This window comes from Pigmentibacter sp. JX0631 (genome assembly GCF_029873255.1).
GTDB lineage: Bacteria > Bdellovibrionota_B > Oligoflexia > Silvanigrellales > Silvanigrellaceae > Silvanigrella.
This window is the reverse complement of record NZ_CP123622.1, coordinates 1,981,967-2,000,508: the sequence shown is the minus strand read 5'-3', so window position 1 is coordinate 2,000,508 and position 18,542 is coordinate 1,981,967. Positions and strand designations below refer to the sequence as shown.

17 protein-coding genes are annotated in these 18,542 nt (G+C 28.1%); 10 read left to right on the top strand and 7 right to left on the bottom strand.

Annotated elements, in window-relative coordinates; genetic code table 11:
• Positions 1-39 precede the first annotated feature (39 nt).
• Positions 40-696: a pyridoxamine 5'-phosphate oxidase family protein gene (locus QEJ31_RS08690; RefSeq protein ID WP_280589392.1), complete on the top strand. Its 657-nt coding sequence runs from the start codon at positions 40-42 to the stop codon at positions 694-696.
• 22 nt (positions 697-718) lie between these two features.
• Here the strand turns inward: QEJ31_RS08690 and QEJ31_RS08685 are convergent, their stop codons facing one another.
• Together QEJ31_RS08685 and QEJ31_RS08680 are read right to left on the bottom strand one after the other, a co-directional pair.
• Entirely contained in the window at positions 719-1,798 is a 1,080-nt protein-coding gene (locus QEJ31_RS08685) for an N-acetylmuramoyl-L-alanine amidase (protein WP_280589391.1), read from the bottom strand.
• A 211-nt stretch (positions 1,799-2,009) separates the two neighbouring features.
• Entirely contained in the window at positions 2,010-2,756 is a 747-nt protein-coding gene (locus QEJ31_RS08680; protein WP_280589390.1) for a hypothetical protein, read from the bottom strand.
• 400 nt (positions 2,757-3,156) lie between these two features.
• Between QEJ31_RS08680 and QEJ31_RS08675 the strand changes: the two genes are divergently transcribed.
• Both QEJ31_RS08675 and QEJ31_RS08670 read left to right on the top strand, forming a co-directional pair.
• The gene (locus tag QEJ31_RS08675) at positions 3,157-3,603 is read left to right on the top strand and encodes a hypothetical protein (RefSeq protein WP_280589388.1); all 447 of its coding nucleotides are present in this window, start codon (positions 3,157-3,159) and stop codon (positions 3,601-3,603) included.
• A 12-nt stretch (positions 3,604-3,615) separates the two neighbouring features.
• Positions 3,616-4,065 carry a macro domain-containing protein gene (locus QEJ31_RS08670; RefSeq protein ID WP_280589387.1) on the top strand — a complete coding sequence of 150 codons (450 nt, stop codon included), beginning with the start codon at positions 3,616-3,618 and terminating at the stop codon, positions 4,063-4,065.
• An 82-nt stretch (positions 4,066-4,147) separates the two neighbouring features.
• On the opposite strand, the gene QEJ31_RS08665 is transcribed toward QEJ31_RS08670, so the two are convergent.
• The 4 genes from QEJ31_RS08665 to QEJ31_RS08650 all read right to left on the bottom strand — a co-directional run bounded on the left by QEJ31_RS08665 (position 4,148) and on the right by QEJ31_RS08650 (position 9,161).
• Positions 4,148-5,488, bottom strand: coding sequence for an SGNH/GDSL hydrolase family protein (locus QEJ31_RS08665; protein WP_280589385.1), 1,341 nt, complete (start codon positions 5,486-5,488; stop codon positions 4,148-4,150).
• A 524-nt stretch (positions 5,489-6,012) separates the two neighbouring features.
• A complete protein-coding gene (locus tag QEJ31_RS08660) occupies positions 6,013-6,738 on the bottom strand; it encodes a DUF2652 domain-containing protein (protein WP_280589383.1) in 726 nt (241 codons plus the stop codon).
• 32 nt (positions 6,739-6,770) lie between these two features.
• A complete protein-coding gene (locus QEJ31_RS08655; protein WP_280589381.1) occupies positions 6,771-8,786 on the bottom strand; it encodes a hypothetical protein in 2,016 nt (671 codons plus the stop codon).
• Positions 8,787-8,804: 18 nt separating this feature from the next.
• Positions 8,805-9,161: a DUF423 domain-containing protein gene (locus QEJ31_RS08650; RefSeq protein ID WP_280589379.1), complete on the bottom strand. Its 357-nt coding sequence runs from the start codon at positions 9,159-9,161 to the stop codon at positions 8,805-8,807.
• Between the two features lie 228 nt (positions 9,162-9,389).
• Here QEJ31_RS08650 and QEJ31_RS08645 point away from each other — a divergent pair, with 228 nt between their 5' ends.
• The 6 genes from QEJ31_RS08645 (at position 9,390) to QEJ31_RS08620 (ending at position 14,418) form a co-directional block, all read left to right on the top strand.
• The gene (locus QEJ31_RS08645; protein WP_280589377.1) at positions 9,390-10,310 is read left to right on the top strand and encodes an AAA family ATPase; all 921 of its coding nucleotides are present in this window, start codon (positions 9,390-9,392) and stop codon (positions 10,308-10,310) included.
• A gap of 62 nt (positions 10,311-10,372) precedes the next feature.
• Positions 10,373-11,323, top strand: coding sequence for a hypothetical protein (locus tag QEJ31_RS08640; protein ID WP_280589376.1), 951 nt, complete (start codon positions 10,373-10,375; stop codon positions 11,321-11,323).
• A complete protein-coding gene (locus tag QEJ31_RS08635; protein WP_280589374.1) occupies positions 11,313-11,705 on the top strand; it encodes a hypothetical protein in 393 nt (130 codons plus the stop codon). Before QEJ31_RS08640 ends, QEJ31_RS08635 begins: the two co-directional genes overlap by 11 nt.
• Before the next feature lie 154 nt (positions 11,706-11,859).
• Positions 11,860-12,735, top strand: a complete 876-nt coding sequence (locus QEJ31_RS08630; RefSeq protein ID WP_280589373.1) for a tRNA threonylcarbamoyladenosine dehydratase — start codon at positions 11,860-11,862, stop codon at positions 12,733-12,735.
• A gap of 319 nt (positions 12,736-13,054) precedes the next feature.
• Positions 13,055-13,648, top strand: a complete 594-nt coding sequence (locus tag QEJ31_RS08625) for a type II toxin-antitoxin system antitoxin SocA domain-containing protein (RefSeq protein ID WP_280589372.1) — start codon at positions 13,055-13,057, stop codon at positions 13,646-13,648.
• A 149-nt stretch (positions 13,649-13,797) separates the two neighbouring features.
• Positions 13,798-14,418 (top strand): Fic family protein, encoded by a 621-nt coding sequence (locus tag QEJ31_RS08620; RefSeq protein WP_280589371.1) that lies wholly within the window; start codon positions 13,798-13,800, stop codon positions 14,416-14,418.
• Between the two features lie 34 nt (positions 14,419-14,452).
• Here QEJ31_RS08620 and QEJ31_RS08615 read toward each other — a convergent pair whose 3' ends face one another.
• Positions 14,453-16,285, bottom strand: a complete 1,833-nt coding sequence (locus QEJ31_RS08615; RefSeq protein ID WP_280589369.1) for a DUF4153 domain-containing protein — start codon at positions 16,283-16,285, stop codon at positions 14,453-14,455.
• Between the two features lie 503 nt (positions 16,286-16,788).
• Between QEJ31_RS08615 and QEJ31_RS08610 the strand changes: the two genes are divergently transcribed.
• Positions 16,789-18,255: a hypothetical protein gene (locus QEJ31_RS08610; protein WP_280589367.1), complete on the top strand. Its 1,467-nt coding sequence runs from the start codon at positions 16,789-16,791 to the stop codon at positions 18,253-18,255.
• Positions 18,256-18,542 lie beyond the last annotated feature (287 nt).

The window sequence follows — 18,542 nt, the reverse complement described above, 5'->3', positions numbered from 1 at the left end:
ATAACAGAGTGAAAAGTAACAGAAGAGAGGAGAATGTAGATGTCAGATACTAAAACAAAAACAATTACGACGCTAAATCGCTATCCAGACAGAGGTTCATATGACAAGGAAATTATTTATAATATTTTAGATTCCTGTTACTTATGTAATATTGGTTTTGTAGATGAAAATGCAAACGTCTTTGTTATGCCTACTATGTATGTAAGAATCGAAAATAAAATTTATATCCATGGTTCCATTGGTAGCAGAATGATGAAAGCATTAAGCAATGAAAAAAAAACTTGTATAACTGTAAGTATAGTTGACGGCTTGGTTTTAGCAAAGTCCGCATTTTCCCATTCATTAAACTACCGTTCCGTTGTTATATTTTCAAATGGACAAAAGGTAACTAAAAGCGATGAAAAATACAAAATATTTGCAGCTTTAACAAATAAAATACTACCAAAACGATGGGAAAATGTAAGACAACCAACCGAGCATGAAACAAAAATAACAGAAGTTATTGCGTTTAATCTTGACGAAGCGTCTGCAAAAACAAGAACTGGATTTCCTGTTGATAAAGAAATGGATCAAGAATTCGATACTTGGTCTGGAATCATTCCATGCGAGATATCTTATTCGGATGCCTTAGCTGACAGTAGAAATAAAACCCCATTACCTATGTACATCAAAGATTTTTTCACTAAAAAATATTAATTAAGTAAATTTATAAGAGATTTTAGTACCCACACCCCGATTTGGCTCTATTAGGATATTTAATTAGTAAAGCTTGTATAGTCGCAAGAAGTTTTTTATTATCAGCAACCTCATTAGATAAAAATTCTTCTGGTAAAAAGTGCATTGCAAAAGCATCAATAGCACTCATAGTTAGATTAATATCAAAAATATCTTTTATATTAATTGCATCAGTAGTATTTTTTGAAGAATATGTATTTAATTTATTTAATAAAACTAGATTATCAAAAGGTATACTTTTCCAATTCTTTATTTTACTGTCAGTATCTGAAAATTCAGGAAATATTTTTTTTGTTAATTCATTATCTATAAATTTGTCTGTGTAGTTAGAATTCCGAATATCGTAACCAAATTCATATAATCTTGTTTGTAGAGTAAAAGTAGTTATATCATCACTAATACTATTTTGAATTAACTTAAGCTGTTGTTGAATTTCATCTTCAGTAACCCAAGCACCAACTCCAGCATTTGCTAATTGTTGCCATGGGAAATAGGGACCTGGATCAACTTTTCTACCTACAGCTATATCTGAGTGACCAACGACGCATAAAGGATCAATTTTATATCGATTTTGAATATCCTTTGCTAAATTAAGAATCATAGATATTTGATCATCGGTATATTTGTACCATTTTTTTTCATTCTTTGGGCATTGATCACTCTTTGGGTTATTAATACAAGTATAACCCAAATTAACTATTTCTATTCCAACGGAAGTATCATTGAGATCAGATCTTCGTTTCCAAGAACTGATCCCGGCATGGTATGATCGTTTGTCTTCGCTCACCAATTTATACACAGTATTTCCTGATTCAGGAATTAACCAATGCGCGCTAACGTTACCTTTAATAAGAGTTTCCAAAGATTTATCTTGATCAAGTGCAGTATAATGAAATACTAATGCACTAATTCTATCATTAAAGCCTTTTGATGGAGTATCTTTAAATTCATATTTATTATTAACTGTATATTCACTCTTATTTTTATCAGAATCATTATTCGATTTTCCGCAGCTTATAGCTAAAAGAGAAAAAACAGGAATTAAATAATTAAATTTTTTCATTTTATTTTAGACCCTTAGAAATTAATTTGAAAATTGGATGCAAAAAATAAAGAAACAAAATTGTTTGCAAAAGAATTTTAATTTTTTTAAGGGAAAATGTAAATTTATTATTTTTAATTATTTCAATAAAATAAAGCTTAAATAAATTGCATTCAAAGCTCTGTTTATTAATTCAGCATAAAAACTTCTACTTTTTCTTATATGAATGATTTTATTTGTATTTTAAATCCATTTGGAGCGCTTGTTCATTACCAAACAAAAATTTAGATATTTCTTTTTTAACACCTTCTAAATTAACATTAAAAGGAAACTTATTTAAATAATTTATATATTCTGAAAAACTTGCGCTATTAGCTTTATCTTTATCCATACATTTGAAAGATAATTGAAGATTATCTAAAACCGTTTCATAACCAAAAAGTTTTAAACCAAGAAGTTCTCTTGCAAATACTCTAGGATTAAATTTTTTTAATCTATTACTCTTTATAAATAAAATATCAGGATTCTTATTAAAAAACTCGATCCATGTATTTAGATAGTCAAATGATGTTGGATTAGAAAGATAATTTATACGATTTGAGTTTACCTCAGCATAACAAAAGTCTAAATTTCTATGAATACCTCCTAAAATAAAACAATCATTTAGTAATGGTGACCAGTAAATATCATCTAAAATAGCGCCATTAGTACCAGCCATATTTATACTGGCTCTTGCTCCTGTTGTTTTTCCAAAGTCATTCACAAGTTCAGGATTTGTTCGAATATCACTATCACCTAAAAGCAAAAATTCATGCTTTGTTGAATAAGATGAAGAATATAAGTTATATGCTGTTGATATATGTTTTTCATTAGATAAAATATTCCAACCGTTTGCAAACCAATCATTATCTGATTTATATTGTTCTAGTAAACTAGAGGTTGAAAAATCAAACGCATTTTTTTTTAACATAATTCCCATATATTTTCCTAACTAATAAAAGGGTTATTAATTAGGAAAATATATTTTTATTATTTTGTTGTCAATTTAGTTTTCATTAAATTAATTTTCAGTTATTTCAATAAATTAAACTATCTAAATTTTAAATTAATTGAATGAAAATAATTTTTATATAGATAATTACTTTAAAATAAAACTAAATCATTTAAAAAAAGAAAATATTAAAAATATTTTTTAAAATAAAAAATTAAAATACTTTCAATAAAATTCTAATAAGATTGCATTTTAATTTTATTTAGATTTTCATCTTAAGAAAATCTTGGTAAAAAAGAAAATGATATTATTAAAAATTTTTAAGTATATTAAAATTATACTATAATAAAAATCATGATTCTCATTTTTACTAACTAAAGGAATGATTATGAATCAAGCAGAAAAGTTAAAATACTATACCTTGAATATCCTTTGTTTATTGATGCTCACTTGCCCTCTATTGCCCTGGATGTCCTATGGTGTTGGCTCAAAGACGGGATTAGACGTAGGAGGAAATTCCGTCTTACTCATCTTACTACTTTCTCTAGTAATGCTTATATTGTCTTTTATTTTAGGAAGGACTGCAAAAGCAAAGAAATTTATCTTATATTTTTTACTTTTACTTTCTTTATGCATTACTTTCATTTATTACTACCAACTAGCCCGTATAGCATATCAAACTACGATTGCTAAAACATTGCCAGTTGAAATGTTTGGTGTTGTTGCTTTAGCGACAAATCAAATAAAAATAGGCTATGGTTTATGGGTAGGCAGTAGCGCAGCATTGGTTGCAACAATCTTTAACTACCTGTCTATAAGGATGCTTAATAAATAGTGTTGGTGGGTTATGATATTTACAACAATTGAAAATGTATTTGATATCTATCCTGAAGCGGTTATTCACCCCATTAACTGTATTGGGTTAAGTCATGATCCTTTAACCAAAAAAATGAAACGTGTATGGCCTGACTATTACCGTGAATATGCTAGGGCTTGTATCAGAAAGCAATTAAAACCTTATCATACATATCATTATAGTATATCCGCATTATTTGGCACGAAACACATTTTAACAATGACAGTAAAAAATAATTGGCAAGAAAAAATAAAAATAAGTAATTTAGAACCTGTATTTGAATCCCTTCTCCAACATTGTAAAAAACAGAATATTAAAGATCTTGCAATTCCATTATCTGAAGAAATATCACGCGAATGGGTTATAGAAATGATTCAACAGCAATGTAATAATTTCAATTATCAAAATTTAAAGCAAATTTATTTTATTAGAAATTCTTAATTTTTAATCTAAAATAATCTACTTTAAAATTAATTCATCTAATATAAATATACAGTGCACATTATTAGTAAATAGTTCTAAATTAAATTTCAAATGATCTACTTGTAGGAGCAAAGAAATTAAAAGATTTATTTAACATCTTAGAAATTATAATTCCTAGTAAATTATGAATCTCTTTTCCTGGGTGAACATCATCATGATAAGCATAAACTTTAAGTAAAGAGTTTTTTTCATTTGGATTTTTATCTCCCAAAGAGTTTTTCCTTATAAATTTTTCTTTGTAATTTTTAGGATCATCAATATAAGGGTTCGAGTTATTTGAGGAAATTATCTGCGAAGTTCTCGTTAAAATTGTATTACTATTCATAGTTGAAAGCCTTTGTTCCTCACGATTTTTTATTCTAGATTTATCTATTTGAGTCATTCCTTTTTTATATTCTGTAATTTTTGTAGGATAAACTTCATTTTCAAATTCAAGTTTTTGAAATTTATTTTCATCTAAATTGATCATTACTGAATTTAAATCTTTTATTTCAATATTTAAATTAAAATTATTTAATGGTTTTGCAAGATCAGCATATACAGATTTTGATACAGTAGCTGGAAGATCATTGGCAACCCTAGTTAGAGCTTCTCTTGATTTTCTTACAAGATTTATATTATCTCTTGAGCTATTTAAATTTTGATTTAAAAAACTGTTAACTTTTTCGTTTAACAAAAAATTAAAGTATCTTACTAAGTCATCTAAATGAACATTACGTATTTTATTGACCTCATTATTTTCCTCTTCACTCAATCTAAATCTAGGTGCAGCTGTAAAAAATGGTAAATTAAATATTACGAAATTTTGCCCACCATAATTCATTAAGCGTTTTATTAAATCAAGAATAGCTTCTGTTGCATGATTTGCGCATTCAAAATCATCCCATCCAGCCGTAATAAAATCATTAGCTCCAGCCCATATGATATAAAGATCATTATTTAATAGATTTTGATTTTCGTTTGAAGAATTTATTCTATTTTCTTTAAGAAATAAATCACATTCAGACGATAAATTGTCAAGAAAATTTGAAACTAAATTTCCTTTTTTTACCTTTTTAAAATTTATAGCTGTCGCTCCACCTACAGCATAATTTTCAATTTTAAATTTAATAAATTCTGTATCAGGTGGCAAGTATTTTGGAATATAATTTACCGAATAAGCTTCGTTTACTAATTCTATTCCACTCATTCTTTTTACTTTACTTCTAAATAGATATGTTCTTAACCAGTCACCCCAAGCATATCCATTTGTAAATCTTTGATAAGGTGAACGAGGAATTTTTCCAATAGTTTTACTTACTTTTCCTAAAATGCTATCTTGCATTCTATTAAAATCACTTAAACTATCTCCAAAAATAACTATTCTATTTATATTTATCATGCAAACTCCTTATAAAAATTATAAAATACCATTTAAATTTCAAGTATTAAAGTTGTTTTCTTGTTTTTAAAAAAACATACTGATTTTTTATATAAAATTAGCATATTTTTTTTATAAAATATTTATCACTATTTATTTAGTTTTTTTTTATTTAATATCAAGGAAATTTAAAAATAAATTTTAACAGAAATTATTACTTTAATTAATTTATTAATATGAAATTATTTATTTTTTATTTAAAATTTACATTTTTTGAAAATTATGAAATTTTTTTCGATCAAATACTTATAAATATCTCGAACAAATTTTCTAAATTTACAATGTAACTGTTTATTTTTTTTGGTTTAATAATTAGAGTTGACAAAACATAATGTTTTTCTTTTCATGCATTTTTTTTATAAGCACAATTGTTGGCCTGCGAGAAAGAAATTCACCCAAACAGGAAAATGAGTTTTTAATTACCATTTTGATAAAACATAATGGACTTTAAAATCTATTTTTTAGTAGCTATTATTATACTAGATTTAATTCCGAACATTCAAGAATTTTAATTGCACAACAGACCTCATAATTAAATAAAAGGTCATAAATAGTAATTTATATTTAAATAAAAATTTTTCGAAATTACTAGAAATAACTTCTTTACCTTGACTTTGTTCTGCGCTAGGAAAATATACTAATGTGTTTACATTTCCAATATCTTCATAATGCTCTTTTTTTGCAGTAAAAGAAATATCTTTAAAATATGCAATTTTATTAAAAGCGGATTCAGTTAGCATTAAATATTCATTTTTTTGCACAGAATTTTTCGATAATCTATGTAAAATAATCACATCCAATCCTGATAATTCTTGAAATTGATTTATTTGATATATTAAAACTTTCCCAAAATGGACAATAATTTTTAGTTTTAATTTTTCAACATTAGAACAGCATTGACACTCGCAACTTCTTACAGAATTTAGTGATAATTTTTTGTTATCAAATTCACTAAAAAATTTTAGAAGTTTGTTACTAATCAATTTTTGATCAAAGGTAAGTTCAACAGGCATATAAAAAAAGATAGCATCCCCTTCTATTTTTGCAATCTTCAAAGGTTCATCAATTTCCTGTAAAATAATTTTAAGCAATTCAGAAATAATAAATTGTCCGTGAGCCCATGTTGAGGTATGTTTTTTAACAAATTCAGTATATCCACTGATGTCGGCAAAAAATAATAGAGCTTCTTTTTCGTTATTTATGACGCTCATTACACCTCAGCCTATTTAAGAAAAAGAATAAATTACTCTGACATAAGAAAAATCACTGGCCTTACATCATCTTCATCAGTCGACTCCCAATATTGAACTAAAACCTTATAAGTTAAGATTCCAATTTCGCCTTCACCAAACAAAACGTAAAAGATGGCTTGCTCCATTGCATTTTGTCTTGCGAGACCTAAATAAATTGCTATAGGATCAATTTGTTCACTGATATAAGCAATAGTATTTGGTAAAGCAACAGCTCCTGAAACCTCAATCAAATAATTACTTAGATTATTATCCATCTTAGAAATTTTAATGACAAGAGGTGTTTCAAATTCACTACGATCATCACGCAACGAAATTGTCAAAAAAGCTAATGGCGATTCACATTTATAGTATTCTTTAATCTTTTCTTCTTTGCGCTTAAACCAATTTTTATCTCCAAAAGATATTGGGACTAAATTTACTTTTTTATTTTTCATTTCTTCCCACATATTTTCAGATTCTTTTCCTAAAAATGTGTGAGATTCAACACGTAATTCAAATGCTCTACGCCAACGGCTAATAGCACTCGCTAGTAAAATTGCGATAAAGAATAAAAAGGCAATAACTAAACCATCAGGTCTTATTTTAATATTATCTATTAAAGTATAAGTAAATACACAAGAAACTAAAGCGAAGTAAAATATTTTGAACTTAATTTTTTTAGAATGATTTAGTTTTGCTTCTCTTTTTAACGCTATCATAACAGCTATAGAAGCCGATAAAATTAATGCTAAAATTCCTGTCGCATATGCTCCTGTCTGAGCATTAACATTTGCTTTAAATACTACTAAAATTAATATACTGATTAATGTAATTAGAATGACTAATGGTCTGCGAAATGATGCCCATTGGGGAGCCATTCCAAATCTAGGAAGATATCTTGGAATGATATTAAGCAATCCTGCTAAAGCAGATGCACCAGCAAAACCTAAAATAACGATTGTGGATATATCATAGATTGTACCAAAAATATTTCCTACGTATTTGTGCGCTAGAAACGATAAGGCTCTACCTGCAGCTTCTCCCCCGTCGACTACTTGCGCTTGTTTTAAAAGAATTGAGGTAACAACACTTGAAGTTAATAAATAGGCCGACATAATTACTGCTGAACAAAGTAATAAATTTTTCGTTCCTTTTATTCTTTCTAAAGGTACATAACTAATTAATTTGTTATGAGGATGCTGATCGTTATTTTTGCCATTACTAATAAGAGGCATAACTGACACACCAGTTTCAAAACCACTGAGTCCAAGTGCAAGTTTCGGGAATGCTAATGCCGAAATAATAAATAAACCAAATAAATCAACTTTAAATATTGGTTCATTGATCCATTGGTAAAATAATGAAATGTCTTTAACTATTTCATAACCTGAAACGCCGATAACAATTAAAGTTAAAAATAAAAAGGGTAAAGTGCAAAGCATTGCAAATAAAATGGCTTCTTTAAATCCCATATAAAATATGAAACCTAAAATTAAAACCATTATGATAGAGATGCCTAAATTAGAATGCCCAACAATTTGACTAAAATAAGGGTTTTCTACCATATGTGCGGCAGCATCTGATGCTGAAAGAGTTATCGTAATAAAAAAGTCGGTCATTGCAAAAGAAATTAAACCTAAAACGCAGAATTTTCCGAGCCAACCTTTTAAGTAACTTTCCAACATGGCAATAGATCCTTGCCCTGTATAGGATCTTTTTGCCACTTCCCGATAGGTGGGAACTGCGCCAAATAAAGTAACAAGAACCAATAGAAACGAAGAAAAAGGAGCTAATGCGCCCACAGCCATTAAGGCAATACCGGGTTGATAAGCCAGTGTTGAAAAATAATCCACGCCCGTTAAGCACAGAACACTAAACCAGTGGTGGGTTTTTTCTTGAACTGCAGGGCCTGTTTTTACTTTAAAATAAAATAATTTAGTAAGAAAAAAAGAAACACCTGAAATCACTTTTTGTGTTTTATTTTTGTAATCTTTAGTATCTTTTGTTTGTTTTTTATTGTCGTTCATATTTCCTCAATCAATGCATTATTTTTGAAAGATCTCTTTTTTAAAATCAAAAAAGAGAAATATCCACCCTATTAATAATGCAGTTCCACCAAATGGAGTCACAATTCCTAAAATCGGCATATTCAGAATAACTAATAAGTATAAAGATCCAGCAAAAAGAAATGAGCCTAATGCAAAACAAAACGCTGATTTTTTTGATTTTGCAAAAAATAATGAAAGCAAACCAATAATTACATGCACAAGCAAATAAAGTGTTGCTGTTTTCCAAATTTCCAAACTTTCTAAGGAAACCTTATTTTTCAAACCATGCGCTCCAAAAGCTCCCAGAGAAACCCCAAGAAAGCCAAAAAATGAAAATAATTTTTGATAAAACATGCTCAATTCCTTATTATAGTTTAGATATCATCTGTCAAAATATTGACGATTTTTCATTTTCGCGCAATGCATCTAAAGAAAAACAAAAGTTTCCAACTGCATTGTATAATAAAACTGATTTTGTTTTTTCCTAAAAAATTAAAATCAGTTAAAAGTAAGCATAATGTAAAATCGATTTTTCAAACAAGGTGCGACTGCTCTTATTTTATAAACATTCGAGGTGATTTCATGTCTGAAAAAAAGGTAAAAAGAATTGGTGCAACAAAATCAAATATTTCTGAGAAAAAAATTTCTGTATATGATCGACCTTCCACTGTTCGCATTATTTCTATCTGTAATCAAAAAGGTGGATGTGGAAAAACCACTACAGTTATAAATGTAGCTGCAGGATTAGCAAAATTAGGTCAACGGGTGTTGGTTGTTGACTTAGATTCTCAGTGTAATGCAACCACTGGGCTTGGAATTGATACTAAAGATATTGAAAAAAGTATGTTTGAATTACTTGTTGAGCCTAAAAAAACAAATCTTGAAGATGTTATCTTAGAAACACAATATGATAATTTACATATCGCGCCAGCTTCAATTGAATTATCTGAGTTTGAAAGTAGAATGGCAGGTGAAATAGGGAGAGAAAATCGATTAAAAAAAGCTTTGTTACCTCTACACAGCTTATATGATTTTATTATATTAGATACTCCACCTAGTTTGGGATTACTTAGTGTTAATGCTTTAAATGCTGCAACTGAAGTACAAATTGCTTTACAAGCTCATCCATTTGCTTTTGATGGACTAAATTTGTTACTTGAAACAATTACTTTAATTAAAGAAGAGCTAAATCCTAAGTTAAAAATATCTGGTCTAGTAGTAACAATGTTTGATTCACGCACAAAGCTATCAAGAGAAATAGTAGACAAAGTAACAAATATAGAATTATTAAAAACTTGCATTTTTAAAACTTGCATTCGCCAAAATGTAAAACTTGCAGAAGCGGTGAAAGCAAGAAAATCAGTTCTTAATTATGATCAATCTTGTACAGGAGCTGAAGATTATTTGGCTCTCAGTAAAGAAATTTGTGAACAAAACAAAAATATCTCTAAAATAGTTCCTTTGAGTGCTAATAGTGAAGTAGCTGCTGACTCAGCTCCTTAGTTTGATGTGACGTCACATCACTCTTAAAATTTTAACAAAAACTTGTTGGAGGAATAATTAAAATGGAATTAACAAAACCCAAAAAAGCACTTAGGGGACTTTTTACCAGAACCGAACCTACATCAGAGAGCGAAACCCAACAAATTGAAACAAAGCCAATTCAAACAGAAGAAAAACCAGTCCCAAAAATACAAAATTCCGAAGTTGAGCACTCAAAAATAAGCGATGATTCTATTATTCAAGATTCTACTCAAGATATAAATAAAACAGCAGTTGTTACAAAAAAAGAAATGGATCAAGTAAATACCGAAAGTAAACAAGGTGATTATTCCATAACAAAAATTCAATATAATTTTGAACACTTAAAATTAGAAAGAAACAAATGGGATAAATCAGAATACATAAATTTCATCCATCGAATTGATAATGCACAAACAGAAGCCTTTTTTTTAAAAGGAAAACTGATTGGAGAAATGAAACAACGTTTTTATGAGGGAAATAAAAATGGCTGGAAATATTTTTGTGAAGAACATTTAAATATGAATTATACTACTGCTAACCAGTATATTAGAGTTTCGGAAGAGTTTGATGCTGTTACATCACTTCGAGCGGATTTTGGGTTTGAACATTTTAAAGCCTTGTTACCTGTTCCTAGCGAAAAACGAAAAGGAATTTTAGAAACAGTCCCATCAAGTGTGAGCGTCAAGACACTGAGAAATATTATTTCTAAAACATTGGAAAGCAGTGGTGAAAAACTTGCCCAGCCAAATAGTAAATCGACTATTAAGCAAATTACTGAAAACTTAGAAAAAATAAAATTACAATTAGATCATCTCAATCTCAATGAGTTAGAACAATCTGAAAAATGGAGTCTTTTAGGAGCTTTCCAAAATTTAACTACAGAAATGACAAAAATTTCAGAAATTCTTTCAAAGTCACAAGAAAGTAGGTATACTGCGCACAAGCACATTGGTGCCACGTCCGTAGTTCATGAGGAAGATTATGTCTCGTAGCGGTTTTTTTCGTTCTCCAAAAAAAAGCAATTTACCTTCAAATGAATCCCTTCAGAATATTTCAATTGCAGTTTATATTTTGCAACTAATCTCTATATTTACTGGGGGGCTTTTTTCTCTAATCCCTCTTACTATCAGTATCTTATCTAGGACAAAGTCACAGGGGCTTTGGATTGACAATCATTTTAGGTGGCAAATTCAAACCTTTTGGTTTTCCACCCCTTTTTTTATTTTGGGCTGGCTTTTTGCCATTATTCCTTTTTTAGGTTGGATTTTATCTTTCTTCCTATTTTTATTTGGGGCTTCTGTCATTGCTGTAAGATCAATAAGAGGTTGGAAACGGCTTAGTATTCAAAAATCACCACAGGTTTTTTTAGATTAATTTTTGCTTGACGTTTCTTAAAAGTCAAACCATAGAATAATAATATTTTAAAAAGCCTTCCTTTATGATTAAAATCCCCTAGAACTTTGTCTGAAAAATATCTATGTAAAAAAAGTCAAATGTCTCATCTTTTGGTAACTAATAAGGAAAACTTATGGCATTTCGGAATCATCGTTTTAGTCGCTTAGAACTTTTAATAGGGAAAGAAGGTTTAAGCCGTTATAGAAATTTACATGTCATGATAGTGGGCGCTGGCGGAGTAGGGAGCTTTGCTGCTGAAGCGATTGCACGCGCAGCAGTCGGTTCTGTAACCTTGGTAGATCATGATGAAGTTTGTGTTACTAATGTAAACAGACAATTACACGCTTTTACAGATACTGTAGGTAAGAAAAAAGTCCAGCTTTTGGTTGAACGCCTGCAAAAAATTAATCCTTTAGCAAATTATCATGCTATTGCAGAACATCATCATCCAGATAAAAATGACTTTATTTTTGCAGAAGCAGAACGCTTAGCGGGTAAACCTGTGGACGCAGTAATAGATTGTATTGATACCTTGATTCCAAAGGTAGATTTGATAGTTCGATGCAAAGAAAAAAATATTCCAATTTGGAGCTCGATGGGTTCTGCTAGTAGGCTAGATCCTGCACAAATTAAATGTGCTGATATTTCTGAAACAAAAGTAGATAAATTTGCAAAACAAATTCGTCTCAAATTAAGGGAACAAGGAATTACTGAAGGTGTAAGAGTTGTTTATTCTACGGAAGAAGCGATTGATCCCGAACAAGCAGTCCCAGGAACAGAATGGCATTGTATTTGTCCAACCATTGAAAAAGAATTTGGTGCTTGCCAACACAAACGGGTTATGTTGGGAACAAATAGCTACATCCCGCCAATCTTTGGTATGTGGTTAGCAGGAGACCTTTTAAAGCATTATTTAGAAGGTATTGACCTTAAAAATCGTGACACTTTTGAAAAAACACCCACATATGATGAATTTAAAAAGGTTTTAAACCTTGGACAACCAAAATAGAGTGATGTGACGCCACATCACTCAAAAATACATAACTTAACAAAAATTATTCTAAGTCAAATATTTTCGTCATACTTTTGACGGAGTGAAAATTTTATCTAGTGAAATTAAAAAAAACTCTAAAAAAAGAGGGGGCCTTATAAACCAATATTAAATTACCTTTTATACTTTTTTTTAATATTTACGTTCAAATAAACTTAAGAGTATGAATTTTTTGAGAAATATTAGCTTTCATTTTTTTTAAAAATATCTATGAAACAAAAAAAATTTAAGCTAAAATACCAAAATATAAGAGCCATAAATAATGGCTGGAGTTTTTATGAAAAAAATTACCCCTGTACAACTAGCTCACTGGATAGTCTATAATTTTCCAAATATATATTCAGACAAAAGTGAGTTGACACATTTAAAATTGCAAAAACTTTCTTATTACTGTTATGGGATATCAATTGCACAGGGATTTGATGAGTTTTTTAGAGATTTTATTTTTGAAGCTTGGAAACATGGTCCTGTTTGCAGATCTATTTATAATGAATTTAAGTCTTATGGTAGTTCTGAAATTCAAAAAGAAAATGTTTCACAACCAAATTTTGATATTCATCAAAAACTACATTCTGCGCTTACAAAAGTGCTTCTCTTGTATGGAAGCCTAACTCCATGGAAAATAAGACAACAATCTCATTTAGAACAGCCTTGGATAAAAGCTTTTAATAAAGGAATTTCAGAAATTGATAATCTTGAAATTAAAAAATGCTTTTTTGAAAAATATTTTAAATCCGGTTCCAAAATAATTGGACCTGAATATGTTTTTGACTTAAGCAGTTTTAAAATAGATGGAATACCAACTGTTGGTTATAATTCATTTGACGAACTTGTAGAAACTGCAAAAAAACTTTATTTTAAAAACTCATGAGAAATTGTCCTGAATGTAAAGAAAAGAATACTATTACGTCCTTTAAATACGATTGTATTTTTAATAAAATGTGTCTGTTTGAAAAATATGATCATCTTCTTGTAAAAAACTATTTTGAATTTTTTAATGAAAAAATGACAGAAGAAAAAATGATTCAGTTTTCACAAGAAATTCAATCTTCTTATTTGAAACTTAAAATAAAAATTGAGTCAAACTACTATTCCTTTCCTACTTCAGCAGAAAAATTTATTAAAATTTTAAAAGAGTTCAATTACGAAATATTTCATATGACAAAAATATCTTATTTCGGTAATTTTAGAACAAGTAAAATATTCTTTGATAAAGATCAGCATCAAAGAGAAGGATCAAAACCTGAAAATATAGCTTCTGAATTAACAGATTTGTATCATAATTATTTTTTGAACCTGAGTGAAGAAATTTGGAATAATGAGGAACGATTTTTAAGATTATGTTCTATTTTTTTAGAAAGTTTTTTCAGAATCCATCCATTTCCTGATGGTAATGGACGAACAGGAAGAATGTTTTTAATTCTAATGGGAATTCATTCAAAAAGTTTTCAATTTGAAAGATTTGATATTCACAAAACTGATGAAAAAAACTATATCAATGCTTTAAGAATAGCTCATAAATTATATAATCATGAAAATTTAATTAAAAGAGGAAAAGCTTTCGAACCTTTAAAACAATGGCTAAAATTGAAATTAAGTAATCCTGCAGATTTTTCTGGAATTGAAGAACCTCCAATTTAAAAATGACACATTAATTCTTTTATATTTAAAAATATTACTTTTTATACCTAATTAAAATAGCCCCTCTAACATCATATCTTTCATCATCGTTTTCATTATTTCTTTCCTTTGAATAACTAAACGATGAAAGAAGCATTTTTAACTTAACCTTTTTATTTTCAACCAAAATACTTTCTTCTTCAGTGTCAAGTATTGTATCTTCACTCCATACAATTTCGTTGTTTTCAATTTGTTTAATTAAAGAAATTATTTTTTCGTTCAATGGTATTGTTACTAAAAGTTCATTATTCTTTGAAAGTAATAAATCATAACCTTTTTCTGCAAATTTTATTTTATAATCTTCCACTTCTTTTACATATTTATGAAAAGTATCAAACTCAAAATATTCATCATATCCAGCAACAATTTTAACTGAATCAGTATAATTAAATTGTAAATTAAAATTATCCTTATTTAATTCTCTTTCCCAAGTAGATGCATGCTTAATTCCTAACTTATCTAAAATAGCATTTACAGTTTCATAATTATAAGAACTACTTAAAAAATAGAATTTTCTATTTTTGCTTAATTCTGTATTTTGCAGAAATGCAGAACCCAGAATTTGCTGCACGGCATTATCACCAAAATAATCTGTTAAATAAGTAAATAAAGCAGTAATTTCTTTTCTTTCTTCTAAGGATAACTTAACTTCACTTTTTTGGGGTTCTAATTTTACATTTAGAAAATTTTTCTCTTTTAAAAATTTTTGCGCGATTTGTTTTTGACTAAAAAAAGAAAATTGATACACACCCCAGGGCCCTAAATAAGCCAACGCCATAGTAACGCCTAAGGACATTGGAATAACTTTTAAGCTTGCATTTTTTTTCAAGATAAAAAAGAGCGACAAAGAAAAAAGCCATAATGCTAAAACAAATAAAATGTATCTATTAATTGTTATTCCATAATCTTGAATTCGAGTATTTAAAGCAACAACCAGAAGCCCAATTAATGGAATTAATAAGTAAAAAAAGTATCGCTCAAAAAATGTAATCCATTTTACTTTTATTTGCGCAATTTTATTATTTAAAATTAAATAACCAAAAACTCCGACAATACCAAGGCCAGATACAAACCAGCTGGTTAGTCCTTTAGGAATATTCCAACCAACAACAACTTTCCCAAGATAAACATATATAATTCCAATATAAATTAAAATTAAGGGGATAAGGATAAATTGTAAAAATAATTTTAACCGTTTTGGATAAGGTTCGTCTCCTAAATTAAATTTATTTGGAATCCCTAAAAGAAAGATCCAAGTCTGTATTATAAACAAACAGACAACAAATATTTTCAAATAAAATTCAGACCTTAAGTTTAGATCAAATAAGTAACTAGCTAGAGAGCACATGATGAAAAGAGCAATAAAACTAGCAGCAGCATAAAAAATAGCTTCAACCAATTTCAATAATAAAATTTGATTAAATTGCCAAAAAGACTTGTCATTAGTTTTTTTCAAAAATGGAGAAAAAGATACCATTAAATGAAACAAAAGAAACAAATGGATTACTTTATACGAATAACTTAAAGAAACATCACTAACTGTAAATAAGTAATGAAGAATTATACAACCGAATGTAATTGCTAAGGTATAAAGTTGCCCCCATTTTACACGAAAACTTTCAAAACATAAAGTTAATGCTATGCTTAAAGGTATCATAACAGAACATGAAAAGAAAAATTTTAACAATTCTAAGACTTGCTCTTCTTTACTAGAAAGCAGAATAGCCAAAGCTGTTGCAACAAAGCAGAGTAACAATGTGCTAGGAAACCGAAGGAATGAATCCCTTGCTTGATTAAAATTCTGGGAAAAAAGTTTTATTTTATTCATATCTTATTTATTTCCTATCCAAGAAAAAAATCTTCTCACTAGCTTACAGTACGATAAAAATTAAAAAAATCTATTAGCTTTAAAAAACAGACCGCTATATAATTAATCATAATTACGTAGTAATTTAATATTACTAGTAAAAAATAAAATATTAAACAATCCGAATTTATCGTCTGAATATTTTATCAACTTGCTAAAATTAATTAGAAAATTTTTATTTCTTACTTATTATGATCTTTATGTTTATAAAATATTATTAACTTCTAAATTTTTTTAGCAAAAAAAGTAATTATTAAAATCAAATGAAATTATTTTCATTAAGTTAACATACTAAAATAATAAAATTATAAAACATGTCTCCCATAATTTAAATTGTAATAAATTAAATTAATTTGATTTTTATTTAAACTTTCGTTTATAAAAATAAACGAATTAAATATTTGTTGTATTTTATGTTTAAATACAACAATTCTAACATTCATAATTTTCTATAAGGAGAATTTATGCTTCGCAGATATTTATTAGTTTCTTGTTTAAGCCTTTCCTCAATTGCTTTATACAGCTGTAAAAACTCCGACAATAAATCAGCTCCGACTAGTACAACGGCTAGTAAGAAAAAAATTGCAAAAAATCTTTCTTTAAGTTTTGATACTTTTATAGGAAACAAATATTCATATGCCTTAAGTGGTGAAAAAAAATGTGAGACAGATTTCAACAGTACATCATTTACAGATGTAAATGATGTTAATATTAATGAAGGAGAAAATTGCGAAATTATAGTAAAATCTCTTTCTGCAAAAGGAAAAGAAGATAATAAAATAGTAATATTCACTCCAAAAGAAGCAAATAAGAATTTGGTTATAAGCATTAATAAAGAAGGAAAATTAACCTCAATTTATCCAGTAGTATTTAAAGCAAATGATCCAAATATACCGGAACACTATCTTGGAGCCAATTTAAGTAATGATAATTTGAATCTTATTTTAAATTCTCTTACATATATTGAAGCAAAACTTATAGCTGAAAAAGTTGAATTACTTACAAGCATACCTGATGCTCCATCTGAAGAAAGAAAATTAGATATTTCATTTTCTTTTGTTAAAGGAACACTCCCAGAGAATTTAATAAACTTAGAGAAAAAAGCAAAGTTTAATAGAAAATTTGCTTTAGATAAATATGAGCTTCTTGAAAACTCATTAGAACTAAAAATAATTTTAAATGAACAAGCAGATGCAACAAAATGCAAAATAACAACTGAAGATATTAGTAGTTTGACAAATGATTCCATATCATCTCTTCCATCATGCAATTCTACTTTAGAATTTAATAAAAAATATACCATTTTATATTCTGAAGAAGGAACATGGGATTTAAACAAAGTTAAAATTGGTTACATATTACCAGTTAGCAATGAAATATTAGCTGAAGATTTTCCAAAAGTTCTTCCAGAGACAGTAAGAGAGGAATTAAATCGTTTAAATAATAAATTCAAAGATGTACTTGATGCGTATACCAATAAGTATATTAGCAAACTAAGTCTTCTAAATAAGGAGAATGATCAAGATAAGATTGCAAGTTTAAAAGCTCAATTAAAAGCTTACTACAAAAAATTAAATGAAATTTATAAAGATCGTTCTGATAAAGATTATGTTCCACAAGGATTTGAGTTAAAAAACAACGAAATAGAACAAGTAGAAGATAAAACTGTAGAACAACCACAGCAGCCTCAACAACCTAATAGCAATACAGTAGCTGATGGAAGTTCAGATTCAGATTTAAACAATATAGATTTACCTAAAGTACCAGATCAAAATAATAATCCAAGTACTGAAGAAACTATAATTGAAGAAAATACGCAAGAAGAGAATAATGTTGATAGTGATGAGAATACAAATCTTCCAAAAGATGCTGATGAATTAGACAATAACGCTGAAGAATCCACTACTAAGGAAGATGAAGCAAATTCCTAGAAAATAAATTTCTCCATTCTACAACCACACTTAGCTAGATTTTTTATAATAAAAATCTAGCTTTCTATTTACAATATTTTTTAGAAATGTTACAAAATAAAAATAATTTTTAGGCAATATATTTTTTTACTTTAATGGTTATCTATTCCAAATTTTATTACCACTTGGTAAGCGTATTATAAAAATAAAATTTTAACCTGCAGTTTAGTTAAAACAAATTCATTTGACGAAAATTAAAATGTCATACTACAAAGATACAGTATTCATGCTTATTAAATTCATGAATA

Bases quoted from the DNA above. Each gene is read 5' to 3' on its own strand.
- QEJ31_RS08690 (WP_280589392.1), top strand. From the start codon at position 40: ATGTCAGATACTAAAACAAAAACAATTACGACGCTAAATCGCTATCCA.
- QEJ31_RS08685 (WP_280589391.1), bottom strand. From the start codon at position 1,798: ATGAAAAAATTTAATTATTTAATTCCTGTTTTTTCTCTTTTAGCTATA.
- QEJ31_RS08680 (WP_280589390.1), bottom strand. From the start codon at position 2,756: ATGGGAATTATGTTAAAAAAAAATGCGTTTGATTTTTCAACCTCTAGT.
- QEJ31_RS08675 (WP_280589388.1), top strand. From the start codon at position 3,157: ATGAATCAAGCAGAAAAGTTAAAATACTATACCTTGAATATCCTTTGT.
- QEJ31_RS08670 (WP_280589387.1), top strand. From the start codon at position 3,616: ATGATATTTACAACAATTGAAAATGTATTTGATATCTATCCTGAAGCG.
- QEJ31_RS08665 (WP_280589385.1), bottom strand. From the start codon at position 5,488: ATGATAAATATAAATAGAATAGTTATTTTTGGAGATAGTTTAAGTGAT.
- QEJ31_RS08660 (WP_280589383.1), bottom strand. From the start codon at position 6,738: ATGAGCGTCATAAATAACGAAAAAGAAGCTCTATTATTTTTTGCCGAC.
- QEJ31_RS08655 (WP_280589381.1), bottom strand. From the start codon at position 8,786: ATGAACGACAATAAAAAACAAACAAAAGATACTAAAGATTACAAAAAT.
- QEJ31_RS08650 (WP_280589379.1), bottom strand. From the start codon at position 9,161: ATGTTTTATCAAAAATTATTTTCATTTTTTGGCTTTCTTGGGGTTTCT.
- QEJ31_RS08645 (WP_280589377.1), top strand. From the start codon at position 9,390: ATGTCTGAAAAAAAGGTAAAAAGAATTGGTGCAACAAAATCAAATATT.
- QEJ31_RS08640 (WP_280589376.1), top strand. From the start codon at position 10,373: ATGGAATTAACAAAACCCAAAAAAGCACTTAGGGGACTTTTTACCAGA.
- QEJ31_RS08635 (WP_280589374.1), top strand. From the start codon at position 11,313: ATGTCTCGTAGCGGTTTTTTTCGTTCTCCAAAAAAAAGCAATTTACCT.
- QEJ31_RS08630 (WP_280589373.1), top strand. From the start codon at position 11,860: ATGGCATTTCGGAATCATCGTTTTAGTCGCTTAGAACTTTTAATAGGG.
- QEJ31_RS08625 (WP_280589372.1), top strand. From the start codon at position 13,055: ATGAAAAAAATTACCCCTGTACAACTAGCTCACTGGATAGTCTATAAT.
- QEJ31_RS08620 (WP_280589371.1), top strand. From the start codon at position 13,798: ATGATTCAGTTTTCACAAGAAATTCAATCTTCTTATTTGAAACTTAAA.
- QEJ31_RS08615 (WP_280589369.1), bottom strand. From the start codon at position 16,285: ATGAATAAAATAAAACTTTTTTCCCAGAATTTTAATCAAGCAAGGGAT.
- QEJ31_RS08610 (WP_280589367.1), top strand. From the start codon at position 16,789: ATGCTTCGCAGATATTTATTAGTTTCTTGTTTAAGCCTTTCCTCAATT.